We start from the raw sequence: 19,958 nt of genomic DNA, 5'->3' as shown, positions 1-19,958 counted from the left end.
CAGTTCTCCGGCATCATGGCCGGACTTGTCCCGGGCGCCCGCGCCGTGGCAGCATAGCGGGGTTCGCGTGGTTCAGCACCGGGACATGCATGAGCGCACAACGTCGAAGCTACGAGACGGGCCACAAGCCGAAGTATCTGGTTGTCGTCGATGACAGCGCGGAATGGGACCGCGCGGTCTACTATGCGAGCCGCCGCGCCATCCGCGTCGGCGGCGGCATCGTCATGTTGCGGGTGATCGAGACGGAAGACCGCAATCAGGAATGGCTCGGCGTCGCGGAGGTGATGCGCGCCGAGGCCTATGAAGGCGCCAACGCGGCGCTCGATCGCGCCTCCGGCCGGGCCAACGGCATCGCCGCGATTACGCCGGAACGCGTCATTCGCGAAGGCAACCCGCTCGAACAGATTCTCGATGTCATCGTCCAGGACGTCGATATTTCGATGCTGGTGCTGGCCGCCGCCGGCGGTCCCGAAGGCCCCGGCCCGATCATCACGACGCTGGCCAAAACCGCCGGGAACTTCCCGATTCCGGTGACGATCGTGCCGGGCAGCCTGACCGACGACGAGGTCGATGCACTGTCCTAGCGCCTGCGGCGACGAGAACTCCTCTCCCGTGGGGAGAGGCGGGGAACGGTCCCGATTCCACCTGACCGCAATCGGCTCCAAGACCCCATTCGGCCGCACGGCCGCCCCGAGCGCCCTTGATCGTGCTTTTGCGATTGCTATCTGCTAAGGGAACCTACGCGCCGGCCTTGAACCGGCGACGACGGAGAGACCCATGTTCATTCAGACCGAAGCCACCCCCAATCCCGCCACCTTGAAGTTCCTTCCGGGCCGCACCGTGCTCGGCAAGGGCACCATGGAATTCACCAGCCCCGACTCGGCCGGCCGCTCGCAGCTTGCCGTAAGGCTGTTCGCCGTGCACGGCGTCACCGGCGTATTCTATGGCTCGGACTTCATCACGGTGACGAAGGACGCCAGCGACTGGCAGCATCTCAAGCCGGCCATCCTCGGCGTGATCATGGAACACTACATGTCGGGCGCGCCGCTGTTGACGGACGGCGAAACTGCGGGGAATGACGAAGCCAACAAAGATGAGGCCGTTGAATTCTTCGAGGAAGCAGACGCCGAGACCGTGACCTTGATCAAGGATCTGCTCGAGACGCGGGTGCGGCCGGGAGTCGCCGACGACGGCGGCGATATCACCTTCCGCGGCTTCAAGGATGGCGTCGTCTATGTGAACATGAAGGGCTCGTGCTCCGGATGCCCGTCATCGACCGTGACCTTGCGGAACGGCATCCAGAACCTGCTGAAACATTTCGTGCCCGAGGTGGTCGAGGTTCGGCCGGTGTAGCGGCGCGGCTTCCTGCGGCGGACTTTGGAGCCTTTCCGCTTCTGATGGACTCAGAAGCGGGCTCCATGATTTTCATTTGACGCGTTTTCTTCACGCGAACCGGTACCCATTCTCGGGTCAAGCCCGAGGACATGCTTCGCTCGAAAACGCTATAGTTCAGAGCTTTGCGACGACAACCATCCGCCTGACCCGGCCGCTCTTGTATGCGCGAAGGAAAGCGGTGTAATTCTTGAACGACACGCAGCCGTTGGAGGCGCCGTTCGGCCCGAGCATGTAGGTGTGCGCGAGCAAACCGGTGCGCCCGTATATCTTGTCTTCGCCGCCGACCGGTTTCAGCCGGATCGCTTCCACGCCGTGGAAAGGGCGTTCGCGCAGCGACAGTTCGTAGGTGTGCGGTGGCGTCACGCCGCGCATTTTTCTGTCGGCATAGCGCGGATCGTCCATCATTTTGCCGAGCCCCGAATGCGCCTCGAGCTTGGTGCCGTCCGGCAGATAGACCGTGCGCGCGGAAATATCGTAGACGGCGGTGAACTGGTCGTATTGCGGGATGCGGCCAAGCGTCAGACTCTCGCCGTCGCTCGTCACCCCGCCGTCGGGCGCAGCGAACGCGAGTTGCAGCCCATCGGACGCGGATTTGCCGAACAGCCTCTCGAAGATGGACGGCTTCTTCGGCTCTGGCTCCGGCTCCAGCGCGGCAGGTGCATTGGCCTGCGCGACCTCGCGGCGGGATGGACCGGCCGCCTGCAACTGACGCAGTTCGGCCGGACGCGGCGCCGGCGTCGGCACGACCGCCGCGACCTGATGCGGCTGTGGAAGCGGCAGGGTCTCCGGTCCAGCCTGCGCGGGAAGCGAGGCAATCTCTTGCGCAGCCTGAGCCGGCTCCGCCAGCGGCCGGAAGGTTCCCGGCTGCGGGCCGAGGAAGCGCGGACCGTAGAGCAATGCCGTGCGGGCCCGCGCGGCCGGATCGTCGGTGCGGGCGTTCACCGTCGCGCGGGCTTCACGCGTCGCCTGTACGGCTTGCGGCGCGGGCATCTGGCGCAACGCCTCGTAGGCGGCCGCGATGCGATCGGCCGGTTCCACTGAGCTGATGAATGCGGCCGGCGGCAGCGATGCCGTGACCAGTTCCGAACTTCCGCCGGAAACGTTGGCGTAGAGCGTCCAGGCGCAGGCCAGCGCAATGCAACCGAGCGCGGCGGCGCCAAGTATATTTTGAGGAACGGCCTTGCGGGGCGAGCCGGCGGAATAAGCCCCCCCATCATAATAACGCGTGCCCGTAACGTCCGTCATTCGCCCCACGTCCAGAGTCACTCAACGTCCGATCGTTGCAGACGGCGCCCGAAGGGCTGCATGCCGCCGGCATGTGCGGATAGCAAGACTGCGCATTGCTGGATTCGCTGACCCCAAAGTTCCGGCGAACCTGTCGCAGACTTGCGGAGCCATTAAGGCGAGTTTTAGTTAAATGCGGATTAAGTGTGAGGCGGAACTCGGGCGCGCTGGAAAATGGCCGGGACCGTGGCAATCTGGTGTCCAAAACCCGGCTTCGGCTTCCGGAACCGGAGGTAATCCGCCGGGAACGGTGCTAAACTAGCTTCCGATGCTTGTTCTCGCGATCGACACTGCACTCGATGCCTGCGCCGCCGGCGTGCTGGACACCAAAGCCGGCCGGCTTATCGCCTATGAATCGCTGCCGATGAAGCGCGGGCACGCCGAAGCGCTGATGCCGCTGATTGCCCGTGTCATCGAATCCGCCGGTATCGCCTTCGCGGCGCTGGACCGCATCGCCGCGACCACCGGCCCCGGCAGCTTCACCGGCCTGCGCGTCGGACTGTCGGCCGCGCGCGGCATCGCGCTTGCCGCCGACAAACCGGCGGTCGGCGTGACGACCCTCACGGCCTATGCCGCGCCGTTGATCGGCGAGAACCGCGAGCCGCCGGTGATCTCCGCGATCGATGCCCGTCACGACCACGTTTATTTCCAGGCGGTGAGCGGCAACGGCTCCATGCTGGTCCGGCCGCAGGTCGCGCCGGTCGAGGAGGCACTCGCCGCATCGCGTTTCGGCGCGCCGCATCTGGTCGGCAATGCCGCGAAGCTTCTCGCCGACCGCTGGCCCGCACACGCCCCGCCGCCGGTTGCGGTCCATCCGCAAGCAGCGCCCGATATCGCCTGGGTGGCATGGCTCGGAGCCGCGGTCAGTCCGGATGCCGCGCCGCCGCGTCCGTACTACCTGCGCGCGCCCGACGCCAAGCCGGCTGGCAATCTCCTGCACAAAACAGCGAAGCCGGCCGCATCATGATGACCTGGTTCTCAGGCAAAGAGCGCGCAACGCCCGTGGTCGAGGCAGCCAGCCCGCACGACGCCGAACGCCTTGCGGCGATTCACGGTGCATCGTTTCACCGTGGATGGGGCGAAAGCGAATTCGAGACCATGATCGCGGAGCGCAACACGCTGGTTCAGCGTCTGCGGCTGCGATCGACCGTGATCGGCTTCGCCGTGTCGCGCATCGGGGCGGATGAGGCCGAAATCCTTTCGATCGCAATCGACGCCGGCCACCGCGGTCAGCGATTCTCGCGCGATCTGCTGTTCACGCACCTCGGCTACCTCGCCGGGCGCGGCGTACGCACCGTGTTTCTCGAAGTCGAGGAAAATAATCAGCCGGCGCGGCGCCTCTATGAACGCGCCGGCTTTGCCGTCACCGGACGTCGCGAACGCTATTACCGCGAGGCCGGCGGCCAGGAACTGAATGCATTGGTGATGCGCCGCGACTTGTCGTAATCTGTGCGCGGTGGCAAAAGGAACCCGGAAGACGATCGGCAAGGTGGAATCGGTTTTGCGTCCGGTCGCACTCCCGACTATCATTCGTGCGCATTATCTTCACGCCGGGCGACCTACACCGGCGGATCATGCGCCATCGGAACCGGACACGTCATGACGGCCCTGAAACCGACGTCTGCGCAGACACCCACCACGATCGAGGCGCGTTGCGCCGCCACCGGAATGCGCATGACCGAACAGCGCCGGGTTATCGCGCGGGTGCTGGCGGAAGCCTCCGATCATCCGGACGTCGAGGAACTCTATCGCCGCTGCGTCGCGGTGGACGACAAGATCTCGATCTCGACGGTCTATCGCACGGTCAAGCTGTTCGAGGACGCCGGCATCATCGAGCGGCACGACTTTCGCGAAGGCCGCGCGCGCTACGAGCAGATGCGCGACAGTCACCACGATCATCTCATCAACCTGCGTGACGGCAAGGTGATCGAATTCACCTCGGATGAAATCGAGAAACTGCAAACCGAAATAGCCCGCAAACTCGGCTACAGGCTGGTCGATCACCGGCTCGAACTCTATTGCGTCCCGATGGACGACGACAAGTCCTGAGCGCCGATCGACATGCCGCAAAGGCGGGCGACCCCGGACCGGAGGCTGTGTCCGCGCCGGGACGGCCGGCCGGATGCTGGATTTTCCGCGTCCTCGTCTATAAGTGAACTGAGCGCCGATGGCGCATCACGTCCACCGAGCCAGGTTCCATGACGCCGCCGCGCAAGCTGCACATCAAGTCCTACGGTTGCCAGATGAACGTCTACGACGCCCAGCGCATGGCGGATACGCTGGCGGCGGAAGGTTTCGTCGAGACCGGCAGCGCCGAGGAGGCGGATCTCGTCATCCTCAACACCTGCCACATCCGCGAGAAGGCATCCGAGAAGGTCTATTCCGAACTCGGCAGGCTGCGCGCCGCCAAGGACCGGGCGGCACGCGACGGCCGCGGGATGAGCGTTGTCGTCGCCGGCTGCGTCGCGCAGGCCGAGGGCAGTGAGATCATTCGCCGCGCGCCCGTGGTCGATGTGGTGGTCGGTCCGCAGAGCTATCATCATCTGCCGCAGCTGCTAGCGCGCGCGAAGGCCGATGGCCGTGCGCTCGAGACCGAGTTTCCGGTCGAGGACAAGTTCGGCTTTCTGCCGCAGCCGTCGCGGCAGGCGATCCGCGCTCGCGGTATCTCCGCGTTCGTGACGGTGCAGGAAGGTTGTGACAAGTTCTGCACCTTCTGCGTCGTGCCCTACACGCGCGGCGCCGAGGTGTCGCGTCCGGTCGCGAAGATCGTCGAGGACGTGCAGCGCCTCGCCGACAACGGCGTGCGCGAGATCACCCTGATCGGGCAGAACGTCAACGCCTATCACGGCGACGGCCCGGACGGACGGCCCTGGCCGTTCGGCAAGCTGCTGCATCGCCTCGCCGACATTCCGGGGATCGTCCGGCTGCGCTACTCGACCAGCCATCCGCGCGACGTCGAGGACTCGCTGATATCAGCGCACCGCGATCTCGACGCGCTGATGCCGTTCGTGCACCTGCCGGTGCAGTCCGGCTCCGACCGCATCCTCGCCGCCATGAACCGCAGGCATACCGCTGATGACTACCGTCGCGTCATCGACCGGTTTCGCCAAGTCCGGCAGGATATTGCGTTCTCGTCGGACTTCATCGTCGGCTTTCCGGGCGAAACCGAGGAAGATTTTGCCGCGACCCTCGCGCTCGTCACGCAAATCGGATACGCTGGCGCCTATTCGTTCAAGTACTCGCCGCGGCCAGGCACGCCGGCGGCGGAGATGAAGGAGACGGTGTCAACGGCCGACATGGACGAGCGACTGGTGCGGCTTCAGAGCCTGATCGACAGCCAGCAATCCGCCTTCAACAGGGCTGCGATTGGCACGACGGTCGATGTGCTGTTCGAACGCGCCGCGCGCAATCCCGGCCAGATCGTCGGCCGCACCGCTTATCTGCAACCCGCGCATGTCGTGGCGTCAGCGGACATTATAGGACAGATCCTGCCCGTGACGGTCGCGAGCCTCGAACGTTACAGCCTGCTCGGAACGCTGGCCTCCGCGCCGCCATCCCGCGCGTCCGCCGACGGTGCTCCGCCGGTGCACGCGTCGTCTCAGGCGATCACGGGAGTCTGAACCCTTGCCCAAGAGCGCATCGGATTCGCCCTCGCTTGTCCCCAGCCGGAAACTCGACATGCAAGCCCCGCCCGAAACGCAAGTCGTCATCGATTTCGACGACAATCGCGCGGTGTCGGCGCTGGTCGGCCCTTACGGACAGAATCTCGCGCAGCTCGAACGGCGGCTCGGAGTGGTCGTCGATTCGCGCGGCAACCACATCACCATCGCCGGATCGCGCGACGGCTGCGACGCGGGACGGCGCGTGCTGGAAACGCTCTATACCCAGGCGGCGCAGGGCCATGATCTCTCGCAGGGCGAGGTCGAGGGCGCGATTCGCGCCGTGATCGCACAAGGCTCGCTGTTCGAATACGACGCCAAGGCGCCGCGCTCGACGTTTGAGGCCATCAACCTGCGCAAGCGTCCGGTGCGGGCGCGCACCGCCGCGCAGGATCTCTATATCCGCGCCCTGAAACGTCATGAACTGGTCTTCGGCATCGGCCCCGCCGGCACCGGCAAGACCTGGCTCGCGGTGGCGCAGGCCGCGCAACTGTTCGAGCGCAAGGAAGTCGATCGCATCATCCTGACGCGGCCCGCGGTCGAGGCCGGCGAGCGGCTCGGCTTCCTGCCGGGGGATCTGCGCGAAAAGGTCGACCCCTACCTGCGGCCGATCTACGACGCGCTGTATGACCTGATGGATTCCCGCATCGTCGAACGCGCGCTGCAAAGCGGCGAAATCGAGATCGCGCCGCTCGCCTTCATGCGCGGCCGCACCCTGACCAACGCCGCGATCATCCTCGACGAGGCGCAGAACACCACCGCGATGCAGATGAAGATGTTCCTGACGCGACTGGGCGAGAACAGCCGCATGATCGTCACCGGCGACCCCTCGCAGGTCGATCTGCCGAACGGCCAGACGTCGGGACTGGCGGAAGCGACGCGGCTGCTCGACGGCATCGAGGGCGTGGCTCAGGTGAAATTCACGGCCGGCGACGTGATCCGTCATGAACTGGTGGGGCGGATTGTCGCCGCCTATGAAGGGTTGTCGCAACGGCCGGCAGCCGGCAAGCCTTGATGCCGGACATGAGTGTTGAAAACGGCCGGCCTGCGCGACGCGGTGCTGCCGGTGAAAGAAATTCCGGAACGATGGTCAGCCCTGCTTTGCCTGCAACCGAAATTCTCATCGTCGCCGACTGCTGGCGGGCGGAGGCGGACGCCGAGGCGATCATTCTTCGCGCCGTCGAGACCGCCGCCGGGATGGTCGATACCGACACCGGCGACGCCGAACTCGCGATCATGCTGACCGACGACGCCGGCATCCGCACGCTCAACGCCAACTGGCGCGGCATCGACAAGCCGACCAATGTGCTGTCGTTCCCGGCGTTGCAGCCGACCGGCACACCGTCGCCCGACGATGCGCCGCGTATGCTCGGCGATATCGCGATCGCCTTTGAAACCGTGCGCCGCGAGGCCTGCGACGAGCACAAACCGTTCGCTCACCACCTGAGCCATCTGGTGATTCACGGGTTTTTGCATCTGATCGGTTACGACCACGAAACCGATCGAGAGGCCGGGGAAATGGAAAACCTCGAGCGCAAAATTCTGGCGCGGCTCGGCATCCCCGACCCCTATGCGCCGCAAGAACGGATGGCCTGAGTGGCTCCGGAGGAAGAACCCAGCGACACCAGACCGCCGCAGGACAACCGCAACCTGCCGGTGCCGGTCCACAACGGCGAGGTGTTGCGCCCGGCCTCCGAGCGCTGGCTGATGCGGGCGATCCGCTCGCTGTTCGGGTGGAAAGCGGGATCGGTTCGCGCCGATCTTCAGGTGGTGCTCGACGCCTCGACGCCGGACGAGACCAGCTTCTCGGCCATCGAGCGCACCATGCTGCGCAATATCCTCAACCTGCACGAACGACGCATCGCCGACGTCATGGTCCACCGCGCCGATATCGTCGCGGTCAAGCGCGACGTCCCGCTCGGCGAGCTGATCAACCTGTTCGAGAGCGCGGCGCATTCCCGTCTCGTCGTCTACCACGAAAACCTCGACGACCCCGAAGGCATCGTTCATATCCGCGACCTGCTCGCGTTCATGGCTGCAAGGGCGCGCACCGCGATGCCGTCCAAGGCGAAGCGCAAAAAGGCGCCGCCGGCCGGCCTCGACCTGCGCGCCATCGATCTGGCACTGCCGCTGAGCGAAGCCAACATCACCCGCAAGCTGCTCTACGTGCCGCCGTCGATGCCGGCGATCGACCTGCTGGCGCAGATGCAGGCAACGCGCATCCATCTGGCGCTCGTGGTCGATGAATATGGCGGCACCGACGGGTTGGTGTCGCTCGAGGACATCGTCGAGCAGATCGTCGGCGAAATCGACGACGAGCACGACGGCGACGAGCCGCCCTCCATCGTGCGCCAGGCCGACAATTCCTTCATCGCCGATGCGCGCGCCAGCCTCGAGGACGTCCGCGCCATGATCGGCGACGAGTTCGTGATCGGTGAAGCGGGCGAGGACGTCGACACGCTCGGCGGCTTTCTCGTCACCCATGTCGGCCGCCTGCCGGTGCGGGGCGAGGTCATTTCAGGGCCGGGCCCGTTCGAGATCGAAGTGCTCGATGCCGACCCGCGCCGCGTCAAGCGGCTGCGGATCGGGCTGCGCAAGGAGCGGCCCATCGTCCGTCCGCGCGACGGGCGGCGGCGCGAGGCCGCGCCGGATGCGCCCTCGCAACCGCAAGGCGAGCCGGCCTCTCGGCAATCGCCGGACGATGGAGGCGAAACCCCGTGAGCATTGCAGGCAGCGTCCGAACCGCCGGCCTTGCCGTCACGCTGTCATGGGGCTGGAAGCGCGCCGTCATTGCGCTTCTCGCCGGCGCGGTGTCTTCGCTTGCGATGGAACCGTTCAATGCCTGGCCGTTGCTGTTCGTCACCTTTCCGATCGCGATCTGGCTGATCGACGGCGCCGGCGCTGGGCGGCTCGGCGGCGTGCCGGCCGCGGCGCTCGCGGGGTGGCTGTTCGGCTTCGGCTATTTCGTTCCGGGGCTGTACTGGATCGGCAACGCTTTTCTGGTCGATGCGCAGACCTTCGCATGGCTGATGCCGTTCGCCGTCATCGGCCTGCCGGCGTATCTCGCACTCTTCACGGCGCTCGGCTTCGCCCTGGCGCGCCTGATCTGGACCAAAGACGCCTCGCGCATTCTCGCGCTCGCCGTGGCGCTCACGGTCGGCGAATGGCTGCGCGGACATGTCCTGACCGGATTCCCGTGGAATGCATTCGGCTATGCGCTGACCGAACCGCTGGTGCTGGCGCAAACCGCGTCGCTGATCGGACTATGGGGTCTGACATTCCTCAGCGTCGCGATCTTCGCAAGCCCTGCCGTGCTGATCGACGGACGCAGCCGAAGCCGAAGACTATGGATCGCCCCCGCCGCCGCCGTCAGTGTGCTCCTTGCCATGGGTGTCTACGGCGCGGTCAGGCTGTCGCGTCATCCGACGGCATTCGTGGACAAGGTCAAACTGCGCATCATGCAGCCCGATCTGACGCAGGACGCACGCTTCAACTATTCCGCCAAGGCGGCGGTGATGCACAAATATCTGACGCTCTCCGACCGCGCCACCGGACCGCATTCGACCGGCGTCAGCGGCGCCACCATCCTGATCTGGCCGGAATCGGCGTTCCCGTTTTTTCTCACCCGCGAAGCCGACGCCATGGCCGAGATCGCCGATCTCTTGCCGAAGGGCACGATCCTGATTACCGGCGCGGTGCGCGCGCCCGACCTGCCGCCGGGCGTCAGGATCACGCGAGCCTACAACTCGATCTATGTCATCGGCGACGACGGCACGATCCTTTCAACCTACGACAAACTCCACCTGGTGCCGTTCGGGGAATTTTTGCCGTTCCAGGGCCTGATGGAAAAGCTCGGCTTCGTTCAGCTCACCAAGGTCCAGGGCGGTTTCATACCGGGAACGATACGGCGGACCATCGAACTTCCGAACGCGCCGAGCGTGCTCCCGCTGATCTGCTATGAGGCGATCTTTCCGGGCGACATCGGATCCCGCGGCGGCCGGCCCGGCTGGATCGTCAACCTCACCAACGACGGCTGGTTCGGGATCAGCACCGGGCCCCATCAACACCTTCAGCAAGCGCGGATGCGGGCGATCGAGGAAGGATTACCCCTTGTGCGCGCGGCGAACACCGGTATTTCGGTGGTCACCGATCCCGTAGGGCGTATTGTTGCACGGCTCGATCTCGGCGTCGAAGGCGTGCTGGATTCCCGCCTGCCCGTCGCGATTGCGCCGACGCCCTACGCCCGCGCGGGGGATATTCCCGCCGCAATCATAGTGACCATCGCGCTTGTTGTGGTGATTCGACGGCGGCGCGGGCACTAGCGACGACGCGTATAGACGCCGATGGAAACTTGATGCGCGCTTTCGCACGATCGATATAATTCGTGTAACTATTTGCACGACTGGTATAATGCGGCGGGCTGGAGCCATCCGATATTGACTGCGAATTTTTATCACGTGATCGAGCTGAGTTTGACGATAATGGCACGGGGAGCGTATCCCATGGATCGCGGCCCCATCCGAGGAGACCAACGAGATGTCGACCAAGGCGCCCAATCCTGTTGACAAACATGTCGGCAGCCGTGTGCGCATGCGCCGCATCATGCTGGGCATGAGCCAGGAAAAGCTCGGCGAGGCACTGGGGCTGACATTCCAGCAGGTTCAGAAGTACGAGAAAGGCACCAATCGCGTCGGCGCGAGCCGCATCCAGCAGATTTCCGACATCCTGCAAGTTCCGGTCTCGTTTCTGTTCGAGGGCAACCCCGGTACGGGCATCGCCGTGGCCGGCGGTCTGAGCGAGGCGCCCTCTCCTGCCTACGTCTCCGACTTTCTCGCAACCTCCGAAGGTCTCGCGCTGACCCGCGCATTTACGCGGATCACCGACGCGAAACTCCGCCGCAGCATCGTCGACCTGGTCGAGCAGATCGCGGCCCGCGAACCGCCCGACCGGCGCTAGTGGTCCTTGCACCATCTCCACCGAACGTTGCGATGACGGCTGCCGCTTCCGATTTTTATGACCCTCGCGCTTCTGCCGACGACGCATCGCTTCGCCGCGAATGCGCTCAAGGTTCATTTTTCGGGCGCCGCAAGGGACACAGGCTGCGGCCGCACCAGAGCGACCTGATCGCGCATCTGCTGCCACGCCTCAGCCTCGATCCCGGCGGGAGCGGACCATCGGACCCGGCTACGCTGTTTGGCCGGCCGGTTGAGGAGATGCGTATCGAGATCGGCTTCGGCGGCGGCGAGCATCTTGTCGCCGAGGCGCTGGCGTTTCCGCACACCGGCTTCATCGGCTGCGAACCCTACGTCAACGGCATGGCCAAGATCCTCACTCAGATCGAGGCGCACGATATCGGCAACATCCGCCTGCTCGCCGGCGATGCGTCGGAACTGCTGGCACGGCTGCCGCGGGCGTCGTTGGCGCGGATCGATCTGATCCATCCCGATCCGTGGCCCAAGCGCCGCCACTGGAAACGCCGTTTCGTTCAGGACGCGACCGTCGCGGAGATGGCGCGCGCGCTTCGGCCGGGCGGCGAATTCCGCTTCGTCAGCGATATCGCCGACTATTGCGCATGGACGCTGTCGCATCTGGCGCGATCACCCGATTTCCTTTGGCTCGCCGAACGCGCCGCCGACTGGCGCAACCCGTGGCCGGACTACACCATGACGCGCTACGGCCGCAAAGCGATGCGCGAAGGCCGCAGCGCGGCGTATCTGCGGTTTCGACGCGAAAGCAACGCCGCGCAGACTTGACACCTTTCAGACCGGTGCCCGCCTCCTCTTCGCATGGCGACAGTCCCCGGCGCAGCGGCCACAGCGACGAAATCCGCCCCTCACGGCTTCGTCGGGCCTTGCCGAGGAGCGCGAAAACGGCTATATCGGTGCTAACTTTTCTCATACGACCACGTATCGAGAGTGGGGCCCACCGGGACCCGCTCTTTTTTATTACCTGAACGGACCTCATGCGCCGCGGCGCATCCAGGTTCCTTTCAGTCAGCAACCGCCGACCGGGCGACAACACGGTCCGGCACAGCCCGTGACAGTCAGACTCAACCTTTGCAGACCGATCCTTGACCCTGGATATGACCGATCCCGTTGCCCAGATCCCCGACTATGAGCTGCTCGACGAGCCGCGTCTGGTGGTCGAGCCAGGCGTCGCCGCGCGCGTCTCGTCGGTCGTCGCCCCGGTCCTGCAAGGCATGGGATACCGCCTGGTCCGCATCAAGGTGTCGGGCGAATTCGGCTGCACGGTCCAGATCATGGCCGAGCGGCCCGACGGATCGATGCAGATCGAGGATTGCGAGGCGATCTCGAAGGCCCTGTCGCCGGTGCTCGATGTCGCCGATCCGATCGACAAGGCCTATCGGCTGGAAATCTCCTCGCCCGGCATCGACCGGCCGCTGGTGCGCCGCTCCGACTTCGAACGCCACGCCGGCCACCTCGTCAAGGTCGAAATGGCGGTCGCCCATCAAGGCCGCAAGCGGTTCCGCGGCATCCTTCAGGGCGTCAAGGACAATGCAATACGCCTGCATCGGGACGACGTGCAAAATGACGACGAAGGCGAGGTCCTGCTCGTCATGGAGGATATCGCCGACGCCCGGCTGGTTCTGACCGACGAATTGATCGCGGAATCGATGCGGCGGGGCAAGGTCGCGGAACGCGAGATGAAGCGGGATCTCGGCATTCTGCCCCCGCCTCCGCCGCACGCGAAAAACGATCCGGCCAGGAACCCGGCGCGGCGCAACGCGCCGAAACCGAAACTCAAGAGCACGGCGAAAGCCCCCGGGAAGAAGCCGCCGAAGAACACCAAGGAACATCGTCTGGCCGCAGAAAGACTGCGGCGCGGCGACATCGATCCCATCGAAGGAGACTAAGTCATGGCCGCTGTCAGCGCCAATAAACTCGAACTGCTGCAGATTGCAGATGCGGTGGCGCGGGAAAAGTCCATCGACCGCGGCATCGTGATCGCCGCGATGGAGGACGCCATCGCCAAGGCGGCGCGGGCGCGCTACGGCAGCGAGACCGATGTTCATGCGGAGATCCACCCCAAGACCGGGCAGCTTCAGCTCACCCGCCACATGCTGGTGGTCGATGAGGTCGAGAATGCCGCGAACCAGATCTCGCTGAAGGACGCCCAGAGAGCCAACCCGGGCGCACAGATCGGCGACACCATCGCCGACACGCTGCCGCCGCTGGAATATGGCCGCATCGCCGCGCAGTCCGCCAAACAGGTGATCGTGCAGAAGGTGCGCGAGGCCGAGCGCGACCGGCAGTATCAGGAATTCAAGGACCGCATCGGCGACATCGTCAACGGCATCGTCAAGCGTGTCGAATACGGCAGCGTCATCGTCGATCTCGGCCGCGGCGAGGCCGTGGTGCGACGCGACGAGATGCTGCCGCGCGAGGTGTTCCGCAACGGCGACCGCGTCCGCGCCTATATCTTCGACGTGCGGCGCGAAACCCGCGGTCCGCAGATCTTCCTGTCGCGCACCCATCCGCAATTCATGGTGAAGCTGTTCACGCAGGAAGTGCCGGAAATCTACGACGGCATCGTCGAGATCAAGGCGGTGGCGCGCGATCCCGGTTCTCGCGCGAAGATCGGCGTGATTTCCAGGGATTCCTCGGTCGATCCCGTCGGCGCCTGTGTCGGTATGCGCGGCTCGCGCGTTCAGGCGGTCGTCAACGAGCTGCAGGGCGAGAAGATCGACATCATCCCGTGGTCGCCGGACATTGCGACGTTCGTCGTCAACGCGCTGGCGCCGGCGGAAGTCGCCAAGGTCGTGATCGACGAGGACCGTGAGCGGATCGAGGTCGTGGTCCCCGATACCAACAACCAGTTGTCGCTGGCGATCGGACGGCGCGGACAGAACGTGCGCCTCGCCTCGCAACTGACCGGCTGGGATATCGACATCCTGACCGAGCAGGAGGAATCGGAGCGGCGTCAGGCCGACTTCGAGAACGCGACCCGCATGTTCATGGAAGCGCTCAACGTCGACGAGGTCGTCGGCCAGTTGCTGGCGTCGGAAGGATTTACGTCGGTTGAAGAGCTGACGCTGGTCGAACCGCGGGAACTCGCCGGCATCGAAGGATTCGACGACGAAACCGCAAACGAGTTGCAGAGCCGCGCCCGCGAATATCTGGAGCAACTCGAGGCCGAACTGGACAACAGGCGCAAGGAGCTTGGTGTGGACGATGCCCTGAAGACGGTGCCCGGCGTGACATCGAAGATGCTGGTGAAACTCGGCGAGAACGAGGTCAGGACCGTCGAGGATCTGGCTGGCTGCGCCACCGACGATCTGGTCGGCTGGACCGAGCGCAAGGACGGCGAGGCGGTCAAGCACGCGGGCTACCTCGACGGCATCGAGGTCGCGCGCGAGGACGCGGAAGCCATCATCATGCAGGCGCGCCTGATCGCCGGCTGGATCACCGAAGCCGACCTTGCAAAACCGGCGGAGGAGGTCCCCGCCGCCGAAGATCAACCGGCTTGAGGCCCGTGTTCCACGAAAGCAGACATCGGCTTGGCGCGAAGACCTCGCGCCAATGACAAGGAGAACGCCCCAGACATGCTCGCCATCGCCGACCCGGCAGATCTTGACGACGGACCGCGGACCAACAGGCCCGCGACGACGCGGATGTGCGCGGTCACGCGCGAGGTGCGCCCGATCGACGAATTGATCCGGTTCGTGGTGTCGCCCTCGGGCGAGGTTATCGCCGACCTGAAACGCAAGCTGCCGGGCCGGGGCCTCTGGATTTCGGCCTCCCATGCTACCGTTGCGGAAGCGGCCCGTCGTCACCAGTTTAGCCGAGGCTTCAAGCGGGACGTCCGCGTATCGGCGTCTGTGGCCGAGGAGACCGGGCAGTCGCTGGCCCGTAGCGCGATCGACGCGCTGGCCATGGTCGCCAAGGCCGGGCAGGTGGTCGCCGGTTTCGCCAAGGTCGAGGATGCACTGCTTCGGCGTCAGGCGGTCGCTTTGCTCCACGCCGCGGATGGCGCCGCCGACGGAATCCGGAAATTGGACGCTATCGTTAAGAAAACAGCCGCGGGGTCCCACGAAACGCAGGAAATCCCCGTGATCGGCGCGCTGGCGTCGGCAGAATTGGATTTGGCACTAGGCCGGTCAAATGTGATACATGCAGCCGTGCTCGCAGGCCCGGCGGGCAGAACGTTCCTATCGCGCAGCCAGACCCTGGTCCGATACCGGGATGGCGGGCAGCGGCAAGGCAGTTCAAAACGGCAAGAACTCTAACGACACGACCTGTGCGAACGCGTACAGCGCAACAAGATTGGGACCGCTGAATGGTTGATACGAAAAATCCTGGCGACAAGACTCTGAGCGTCGGCCCGAGCAAGACCTTGACGCTCAAGCCGCGCGTCGAGCAGGGCACCGTGCGCCAGAGCTTCAGCCACGGCCGTACCAAGCAGGTGGTGGTCGAGAAACGGGGCAAGCGCCGGATCGGCGGCGACGCTCCCACCGCGGAACCCACGGCGACCCCGGAGCCGACAGTCGCGAGAGCGCCCAGGATTCCGGTCCGTCCCGCGCCGCCCGCCGCTTCGCGCGCCAATTCGGGCGTGGTGCTGCGCACATTGACCGAGGACGAGCGCACCGCGCGCGCGAGCGCGCTGGCCGAAGCCAAGGTCCGTGCCGAGGAAGAGCGCCGGCTCGCCGAAGCCGAGGCTGCGCGCCGCAACAGCAAGGAAGGCATCGAACAGGCCGAGCGCGAGGCCGCCGAGGCCCGCCGCAAGGCCGAGGAAGACCGTCACCGTCAGGAAGAGGAAGCCAAACGCAAGGCCGAACTCGAAGCCAAGCGTCGTTTCGGCGAATCCGAGACCAAGGCCGCACCGGCCACGACCACGCGCGCGGCCCCCCCGGCGCGCCCGGCTGCTGTCGCCGCCGACGGCAGCGACGAGGAGGAAGCTCCGCGCCTGGTCCGCCGTCCCGGTGGCGGCCCCGCACGTCCCGTCATCGCACCGAAGCCGGCCGCCAAGCCGGCGCCCGCCAAGCAGCGCGGCCGTCTGACGCTGGTGACGGCGTTGAGCGCCGACGATGTGCGCGAGCGATCGATCGCCTCGTTCCGCCGCCGCACCCAGCGCCTGAAGGGCCATGCCTCGAACGAACCGAAGGAAAAGCTGATCCGCGAGGTCATCGTCCCGGAGGCAATCACCATCCAGGAACTTGCCAACCGCATGGCCGAGCGTGCGGTGGACGTGATCCGGATGCTGATGAAGCAGGGCGCGATGCACAAGATCACCGACGTGATCGACGCCGATACCGCGCAGCTCATCGCCGAAGAACTGGGCCACACCGTCAAGCGCGTCGCCGCGAGCGACGTCGAGGAAGGCCTGTTCGATGCGGACGACGATTCCACCGTTGCCGAACCGCGCTCGCCGGTCGTCACCGTGATGGGTCACGTCGATCACGGCAAGACCTCGCTGCTCGATGCAGTGCGTCACGCCAATGTGGTGTCGGGCGAAGCCGGCGGCATCACCCAGCACATCGGCGCCTATCAGGTCACCTCGCCGGACGGCAAGAAGATCACCTTCATCGACACGCCGGGCCATGCGGCGTTCACCGCGATGCGCGCCCGCGGCGCCAAGGTCACCGACATCGTCGTTCTGGTGGTCGCAGCCGATGACGGCGTGATGCCGCAGACCATCGAGGCCATCAATCACGCCAAGGCCGCGAAGGTGCCGATGATCATCGCGATCAACAAGATCGATAAGCCAGACGCGAAGCCGGAGCGGGTGCGCACCGAACTGTTGCAGCACGAGGTGCAGGTCGAATCGATGGGCGGCGAGGTGATCGACGTCGAGGTCTCCGCCAAGAACAAGACCAATCTCGACAAGCTGCTGGAAATGATCTCCCTGCAGGCCGACCTGCTCGCCCTCAAGACTAATGCCGCGCGGCCAGCCGAAGGCACCGTGATCGAAGCCAAGCTGGATCGCGGCCGCGGCCCTGTCGCCACCGTGCTGGTCCAGCGCGGCACGCTGCGGGTCGGCGACATCATCGTCGCCGGCGCCGAAATGGGCCGCGTCCGCGCGCTGATTTCGGATCAGGGCGAGACGGTCGACGAGGCCGGCCCGTCGGTGCCGGTCGAGGTGCTGGGCTTCAACGGACCGCCGGAGGCCGGCGACCGGCTTGCCGTGGTCGAGAACGAGGCCCGCGCCCGCCAGGTCACGAGCTATCGCGCCCACCAGAAGCGCGAAAATGCCGCGGCCAGCGCCTCCGGGATGCGCGGCTCGCTCGAGCAGATGATGTCGCAGCTCAAAACCGCGGGCCGCAAGGATTTCCCGCTGGTCATCAAGGCCGACGTGCAGGGGTCGCTGGAAGCCATCCTCGGCTCGCTGGAAAAGCTCGGCACCGAGGAAGTCGCCGCCCGCATCCTCCATGCCGGCGTCGGCGGCATCAGCGAATCCGACGTCACGCTGGCGGAGGGCTTCAACGCCGCGATCATCGGCTTCAGCGTTCGCGCTAACAAGGAAGCCGCGGCCGCCGCCAAGCGCAACGGCATCGAGATCCGCTACTACAACATCATCTACGACCTCGTGGACGACGTTAAGAAGGCGATGAGCGGCCTGCTCGCGCCGACGCTGCGCGAAACCATGCTGGGCAACGCGGAGATCCTGGAAGTGTTCAACATCTCCAAGGTCGGCAAGGTGGCGGGTTGCCGCGTCACCGACGGCAACGTGGAACGCGGCGCCAATGTCCGCCTGATCCGCGACAACGTCGTGGTGCACGAAGGCAAGCTGTCGACGCTGAAGCGCTTCAAGGACGAAGTGAAGGACGTGCAGTCGGGCCAGGAGTGCGGCATGGCGTTCGAGGGCTATCACGACATGCGCGTCGGTGATGTGATCGAGTGCTATCGCGTGGAGACCATTCAGCGCTCGCTGTGAGTTCGAATCTCACAGAGCGCTAGTCTCTTTTCGTCATTGCCGGACTTGATCCGGCAATCCAGCCGCCGCAAGCGGACTCTTGAAAATGAACGATGGATGCCCGGTTCAAGCCGGGCATGACCCCGGTGACTTGAATGCCGCGCCACCACAAAAAAGATTCCACGTCCGGCGCCTCGCAGCGCCAGTTGCGCGTCGGCGAAACCGTGCGCCACGCCATCGCCGATATTCTCGCGCAGGGGCACGTTCATGACCCCGTGCTTGAAGGACATCTCATCACCGTGCCGGAAGTCCGCATGTCCGCCGACCTCAAGCTCGCGACGATCTACGTGATGCCGCTCGGCGGCCACGACACCACTGACGTGATCGACGCGCTCGACCGCAACAGGAAATTCCTGCGCGGCGAAATCGCGCGGCGCGTTAACCTGAAATTCGCACCTGATATTCGCTTCCGCGCCGACGAGCGATTCGACGAAGCGGAACGTATCGAGAAATTATTGAGAACACCCGCGGTGCAGAGAGACCTCACACCGGATTCGGACGAAAGCTGACGATCATGACTACGCCTGACGCCGCCATCGATTCGAAAATCGGCGAACCGAACGGTGCTGACAAAAATAAATCTGCCCTACCTACCCCCCTTCCCAACCCTCCCCCCTCGCAAGTCGAGCCTGCCCGACTTGCGCAAGAAGAAAACCAACCCGGGCAAGCCCGGGTTGTCGGGAGCAGGGAGCAGGGAGCGGAAGAGGGAAGAAAGAAACAGAACAAACAGCCGCGCCGCGACAAGCGCGATGTGCATGGCTGGGTCGTGCTCGACAAGCCCGTCGGCATGACCTCGACCCATGCGGTGGCGGTGGTGAAACGGCTGTTTTCGGCGAAGCGCGCCGGGCACGCCGGCACGCTCGACCCGCTGGCTTCGGGCGGCCTGCCGATTGCGCTCGGCGAAGCCACCAAAACCGTTCCTTTCGTCATGGACGGCCGCAAGCGCTACCGCTTCACGGTGCAATGGGGCGAGGAGCGCGACACCGACGATACCGAGGGCCGGGTCACGGCGACCAGCGAGAGCCGCCCCGATGCGGACGCCGTCCGGGCGCTGCTGCCGCGCTTCACCGGCGTGATCGAGCAGATCCCGCCGCAATATTCCGCGATCAAGATCCAGGGCGAACGGGCCTACGACCTCGCCCGCGACGGCGAGACCGTCGCGCTGCAGCCGCGACCGGTCCAGATTCACCAATTTAACCTTGTCGAACACACCGGTGACGGCCGATCTGAGTTCGAGGCCGAATGCGGCAAGGGAACCTATGTGCGGGCGCTGGCCCGCGACATCGGGCGGATTCTCGGCTGTTACGGCCATATCAGCGCGCTGCGGCGGACGCTGGTCGGCCCATTCGACGAAGCCGACATGATTCCGCTGGAAGAACTGGAGGCTTTATGCAATAGAGCCGCATCCGGCGAGGGGAACCTCGCCGATGCGCTTTTGCCCGTTGAGACCGCGCTGGACGACATCCCGGCGCTGGCCGTCACTCGGGCTGATGCGGCAAGGCTCCACCGGGGCCAGGCCGTCTTGTTGCGCGGAAGGGATGCGCCTCAGAGTAGCGGCACGGTCTATGTCACGGTGGCGGGCCGGTTGCTGGCTCTCGCCGAACTAGGGCACGGCGAACTCATCCCCAAGCGCGTGTTCAACCTGACCGGGCTGACAGCCAGTTCCGGCCGCAACGAAAGAGCTTGACG

19 protein-coding genes are annotated in these 19,958 nt (G+C 65.3%); 18 read left to right on the top strand and 1 reads right to left on the bottom strand.

The features are described from left to right. Nucleotides 1-89 precede the first annotated feature (89 nt). Nucleotides 90-584: a universal stress protein gene (locus V4R08_RS11910; protein ID WP_335579546.1), complete on the top strand. Its 495-nt coding sequence runs from the start codon at nt 90-92 to the stop codon at nt 582-584. 193 nt (nt 585-777) lie between these two features. Next, nucleotides 778-1,353 carry a NifU family protein gene (locus tag V4R08_RS11905; RefSeq protein ID WP_335579545.1) on the top strand — a complete coding sequence of 192 codons (576 nt, stop codon included), beginning with the start codon at nt 778-780 and terminating at the stop codon, nt 1,351-1,353. 156 nt (nt 1,354-1,509) lie between these two features. On the opposite strand, the gene V4R08_RS11900 is transcribed toward V4R08_RS11905, so the two are convergent. Further along, nucleotides 1,510-2,640, bottom strand: coding sequence for a tlde1 domain-containing protein (locus V4R08_RS11900; RefSeq protein ID WP_335579544.1), 1,131 nt, complete (start codon nt 2,638-2,640; stop codon nt 1,510-1,512). Nucleotides 2,641-2,947: 307 nt separating this feature from the next. Between V4R08_RS11900 and tsaB the strand changes: the two genes are divergently transcribed. The 16 genes from tsaB to truB all read left to right on the top strand — a co-directional run bounded on the left by tsaB (nt 2,948) and on the right by truB (nt 19,956). Next, on the top strand, nt 2,948-3,646 hold the full coding sequence (tsaB, locus tag V4R08_RS11895) for a tRNA (adenosine(37)-N6)-threonylcarbamoyltransferase complex dimerization subunit type 1 TsaB (RefSeq protein WP_335579543.1): 699 nt from the start codon (nt 2,948-2,950) through the stop codon (nt 3,644-3,646). Next, on the top strand, nt 3,643-4,125 hold the full coding sequence (gene rimI, locus V4R08_RS11890) for a ribosomal protein S18-alanine N-acetyltransferase (RefSeq protein WP_442935659.1): 483 nt from the start codon (nt 3,643-3,645) through the stop codon (nt 4,123-4,125). Before tsaB ends, rimI begins: the two co-directional genes overlap by 4 nt. Nucleotides 4,126-4,278: 153 nt before the next feature. After that, on the top strand, nt 4,279-4,728 hold the full coding sequence (locus V4R08_RS11885; RefSeq protein WP_335579542.1) for a Fur family transcriptional regulator: 450 nt from the start codon (nt 4,279-4,281) through the stop codon (nt 4,726-4,728). A 149-nt stretch (nt 4,729-4,877) separates the two neighbouring features. Further along, nucleotides 4,878-6,299: a tRNA (N6-isopentenyl adenosine(37)-C2)-methylthiotransferase MiaB gene (miaB, locus tag V4R08_RS11880; protein ID WP_335579541.1), complete on the top strand. Its 1,422-nt coding sequence runs from the start codon at nt 4,878-4,880 to the stop codon at nt 6,297-6,299. Between the two features lie 58 nt (nt 6,300-6,357). Then, the gene (locus V4R08_RS11875) at nt 6,358-7,353 is read left to right on the top strand and encodes a PhoH family protein (RefSeq protein ID WP_442935658.1); all 996 of its coding nucleotides are present in this window, start codon (nt 6,358-6,360) and stop codon (nt 7,351-7,353) included. Between the two features lie 71 nt (nt 7,354-7,424). Further along, the gene (gene ybeY / locus V4R08_RS11870) at nt 7,425-7,934 is read left to right on the top strand and encodes an rRNA maturation RNase YbeY (protein ID WP_335579539.1); all 510 of its coding nucleotides are present in this window, start codon (nt 7,425-7,427) and stop codon (nt 7,932-7,934) included. After that, the gene (locus tag V4R08_RS11865; RefSeq protein WP_335579538.1) at nt 7,935-9,059 is read left to right on the top strand and encodes a hemolysin family protein; all 1,125 of its coding nucleotides are present in this window, start codon (nt 7,935-7,937) and stop codon (nt 9,057-9,059) included. It begins immediately after the preceding gene. Continuing rightward, entirely contained in the window at nt 9,056-10,660 is a 1,605-nt protein-coding gene (gene lnt / locus V4R08_RS11860; protein WP_335579537.1) for an apolipoprotein N-acyltransferase, read from the top strand. Before V4R08_RS11865 ends, lnt begins: the two co-directional genes overlap by 4 nt. Before the next feature lie 214 nt (nt 10,661-10,874). Further along, nucleotides 10,875-11,294: a helix-turn-helix domain-containing protein gene (locus tag V4R08_RS11855; protein WP_335579536.1), complete on the top strand. Its 420-nt coding sequence runs from the start codon at nt 10,875-10,877 to the stop codon at nt 11,292-11,294. A 32-nt stretch (nt 11,295-11,326) separates the two neighbouring features. After that, complete coding sequence (gene trmB / locus V4R08_RS11850) at nt 11,327-12,091, top strand: tRNA (guanosine(46)-N7)-methyltransferase TrmB (protein WP_335579535.1); 765 nt, start codon at nt 11,327-11,329, stop codon at nt 12,089-12,091. Between the two features lie 329 nt (nt 12,092-12,420). Beyond that, nucleotides 12,421-13,212: a ribosome maturation factor RimP gene (rimP, locus tag V4R08_RS11845; RefSeq protein ID WP_335580260.1), complete on the top strand. Its 792-nt coding sequence runs from the start codon at nt 12,421-12,423 to the stop codon at nt 13,210-13,212. Between the two features lie 3 nt (nt 13,213-13,215). Continuing rightward, nucleotides 13,216-14,826, top strand: a complete 1,611-nt coding sequence (gene nusA / locus V4R08_RS11840) for a transcription termination factor NusA (protein WP_335579534.1) — start codon at nt 13,216-13,218, stop codon at nt 14,824-14,826. 75 nt (nt 14,827-14,901) lie between these two features. Beyond that, nucleotides 14,902-15,585, top strand: a complete 684-nt coding sequence (locus V4R08_RS11835) for an RNA-binding protein (protein ID WP_335580259.1) — start codon at nt 14,902-14,904, stop codon at nt 15,583-15,585. 50 nt (nt 15,586-15,635) lie between these two features. Continuing rightward, complete coding sequence (gene infB / locus V4R08_RS11830; RefSeq protein ID WP_335579533.1) at nt 15,636-18,230, top strand: translation initiation factor IF-2; 2,595 nt, start codon at nt 15,636-15,638, stop codon at nt 18,228-18,230. A gap of 134 nt (nt 18,231-18,364) precedes the next feature. Further along, nucleotides 18,365-18,778, top strand: a complete 414-nt coding sequence (gene rbfA / locus V4R08_RS11825; protein ID WP_335579532.1) for a 30S ribosome-binding factor RbfA — start codon at nt 18,365-18,367, stop codon at nt 18,776-18,778. Nucleotides 18,779-18,783: 5 nt separating this feature from the next. Beyond that, nucleotides 18,784-19,956 carry a tRNA pseudouridine(55) synthase TruB gene (truB, locus tag V4R08_RS11820; RefSeq protein WP_335579531.1) on the top strand — a complete coding sequence of 391 codons (1,173 nt, stop codon included), beginning with the start codon at nt 18,784-18,786 and terminating at the stop codon, nt 19,954-19,956. The last annotated feature ends 2 nt before the right edge of the window (nt 19,957-19,958 follow it).

The organism is Nitrobacter sp. NHB1 (genome assembly GCF_036964665.1).
Classification (GTDB): domain Bacteria; phylum Pseudomonadota; class Alphaproteobacteria; order Rhizobiales; family Xanthobacteraceae; genus Nitrobacter.
The sequence above is the reverse complement of the archived record's forward strand: the minus strand, read 5'-3'. Positions and strand labels throughout refer to the sequence as shown.

What these genes read in the sequence shown, in the direction of transcription:
- V4R08_RS11910 (WP_335579546.1), top strand. Translation starts at nt 90, where the DNA reads ATGAGCGCACAACGTCGAAGCTACGAGACGGGCCACAAGCCGAAGTAT.
- V4R08_RS11905 (WP_335579545.1), top strand. Translation starts at nt 778, where the DNA reads ATGTTCATTCAGACCGAAGCCACCCCCAATCCCGCCACCTTGAAGTTC.
- V4R08_RS11900 (WP_335579544.1), bottom strand. Translation starts at nt 2,640, where the DNA reads ATGACGGACGTTACGGGCACGCGTTATTATGATGGGGGGGCTTATTCC.
- tsaB (WP_335579543.1), top strand. Translation starts at nt 2,948, where the DNA reads ATGCTTGTTCTCGCGATCGACACTGCACTCGATGCCTGCGCCGCCGGC.
- rimI (WP_442935659.1), top strand. Translation starts at nt 3,643, where the DNA reads ATGATGACCTGGTTCTCAGGCAAAGAGCGCGCAACGCCCGTGGTCGAG.
- V4R08_RS11885 (WP_335579542.1), top strand. Translation starts at nt 4,279, where the DNA reads ATGACGGCCCTGAAACCGACGTCTGCGCAGACACCCACCACGATCGAG.
- miaB (WP_335579541.1), top strand. Translation starts at nt 4,878, where the DNA reads ATGACGCCGCCGCGCAAGCTGCACATCAAGTCCTACGGTTGCCAGATG.
- V4R08_RS11875 (WP_442935658.1), top strand. Translation starts at nt 6,358, where the DNA reads ATGCAAGCCCCGCCCGAAACGCAAGTCGTCATCGATTTCGACGACAAT.
- ybeY (WP_335579539.1), top strand. Translation starts at nt 7,425, where the DNA reads ATGGTCAGCCCTGCTTTGCCTGCAACCGAAATTCTCATCGTCGCCGAC.
- V4R08_RS11855 (WP_335579536.1), top strand. Translation starts at nt 10,875, where the DNA reads ATGTCGACCAAGGCGCCCAATCCTGTTGACAAACATGTCGGCAGCCGT.
- trmB (WP_335579535.1), top strand. Translation starts at nt 11,327, where the DNA reads ATGACGGCTGCCGCTTCCGATTTTTATGACCCTCGCGCTTCTGCCGAC.
- rimP (WP_335580260.1), top strand. Translation starts at nt 12,421, where the DNA reads ATGACCGATCCCGTTGCCCAGATCCCCGACTATGAGCTGCTCGACGAG.
- nusA (WP_335579534.1), top strand. Translation starts at nt 13,216, where the DNA reads ATGGCCGCTGTCAGCGCCAATAAACTCGAACTGCTGCAGATTGCAGAT.
- V4R08_RS11835 (WP_335580259.1), top strand. Translation starts at nt 14,902, where the DNA reads ATGCTCGCCATCGCCGACCCGGCAGATCTTGACGACGGACCGCGGACC.
- infB (WP_335579533.1), top strand. Translation starts at nt 15,636, where the DNA reads ATGGTTGATACGAAAAATCCTGGCGACAAGACTCTGAGCGTCGGCCCG.
- rbfA (WP_335579532.1), top strand. Translation starts at nt 18,365, where the DNA reads ATGCCGCGCCACCACAAAAAAGATTCCACGTCCGGCGCCTCGCAGCGC.
- truB (WP_335579531.1), top strand. Translation starts at nt 18,784, where the DNA reads ATGACTACGCCTGACGCCGCCATCGATTCGAAAATCGGCGAACCGAAC.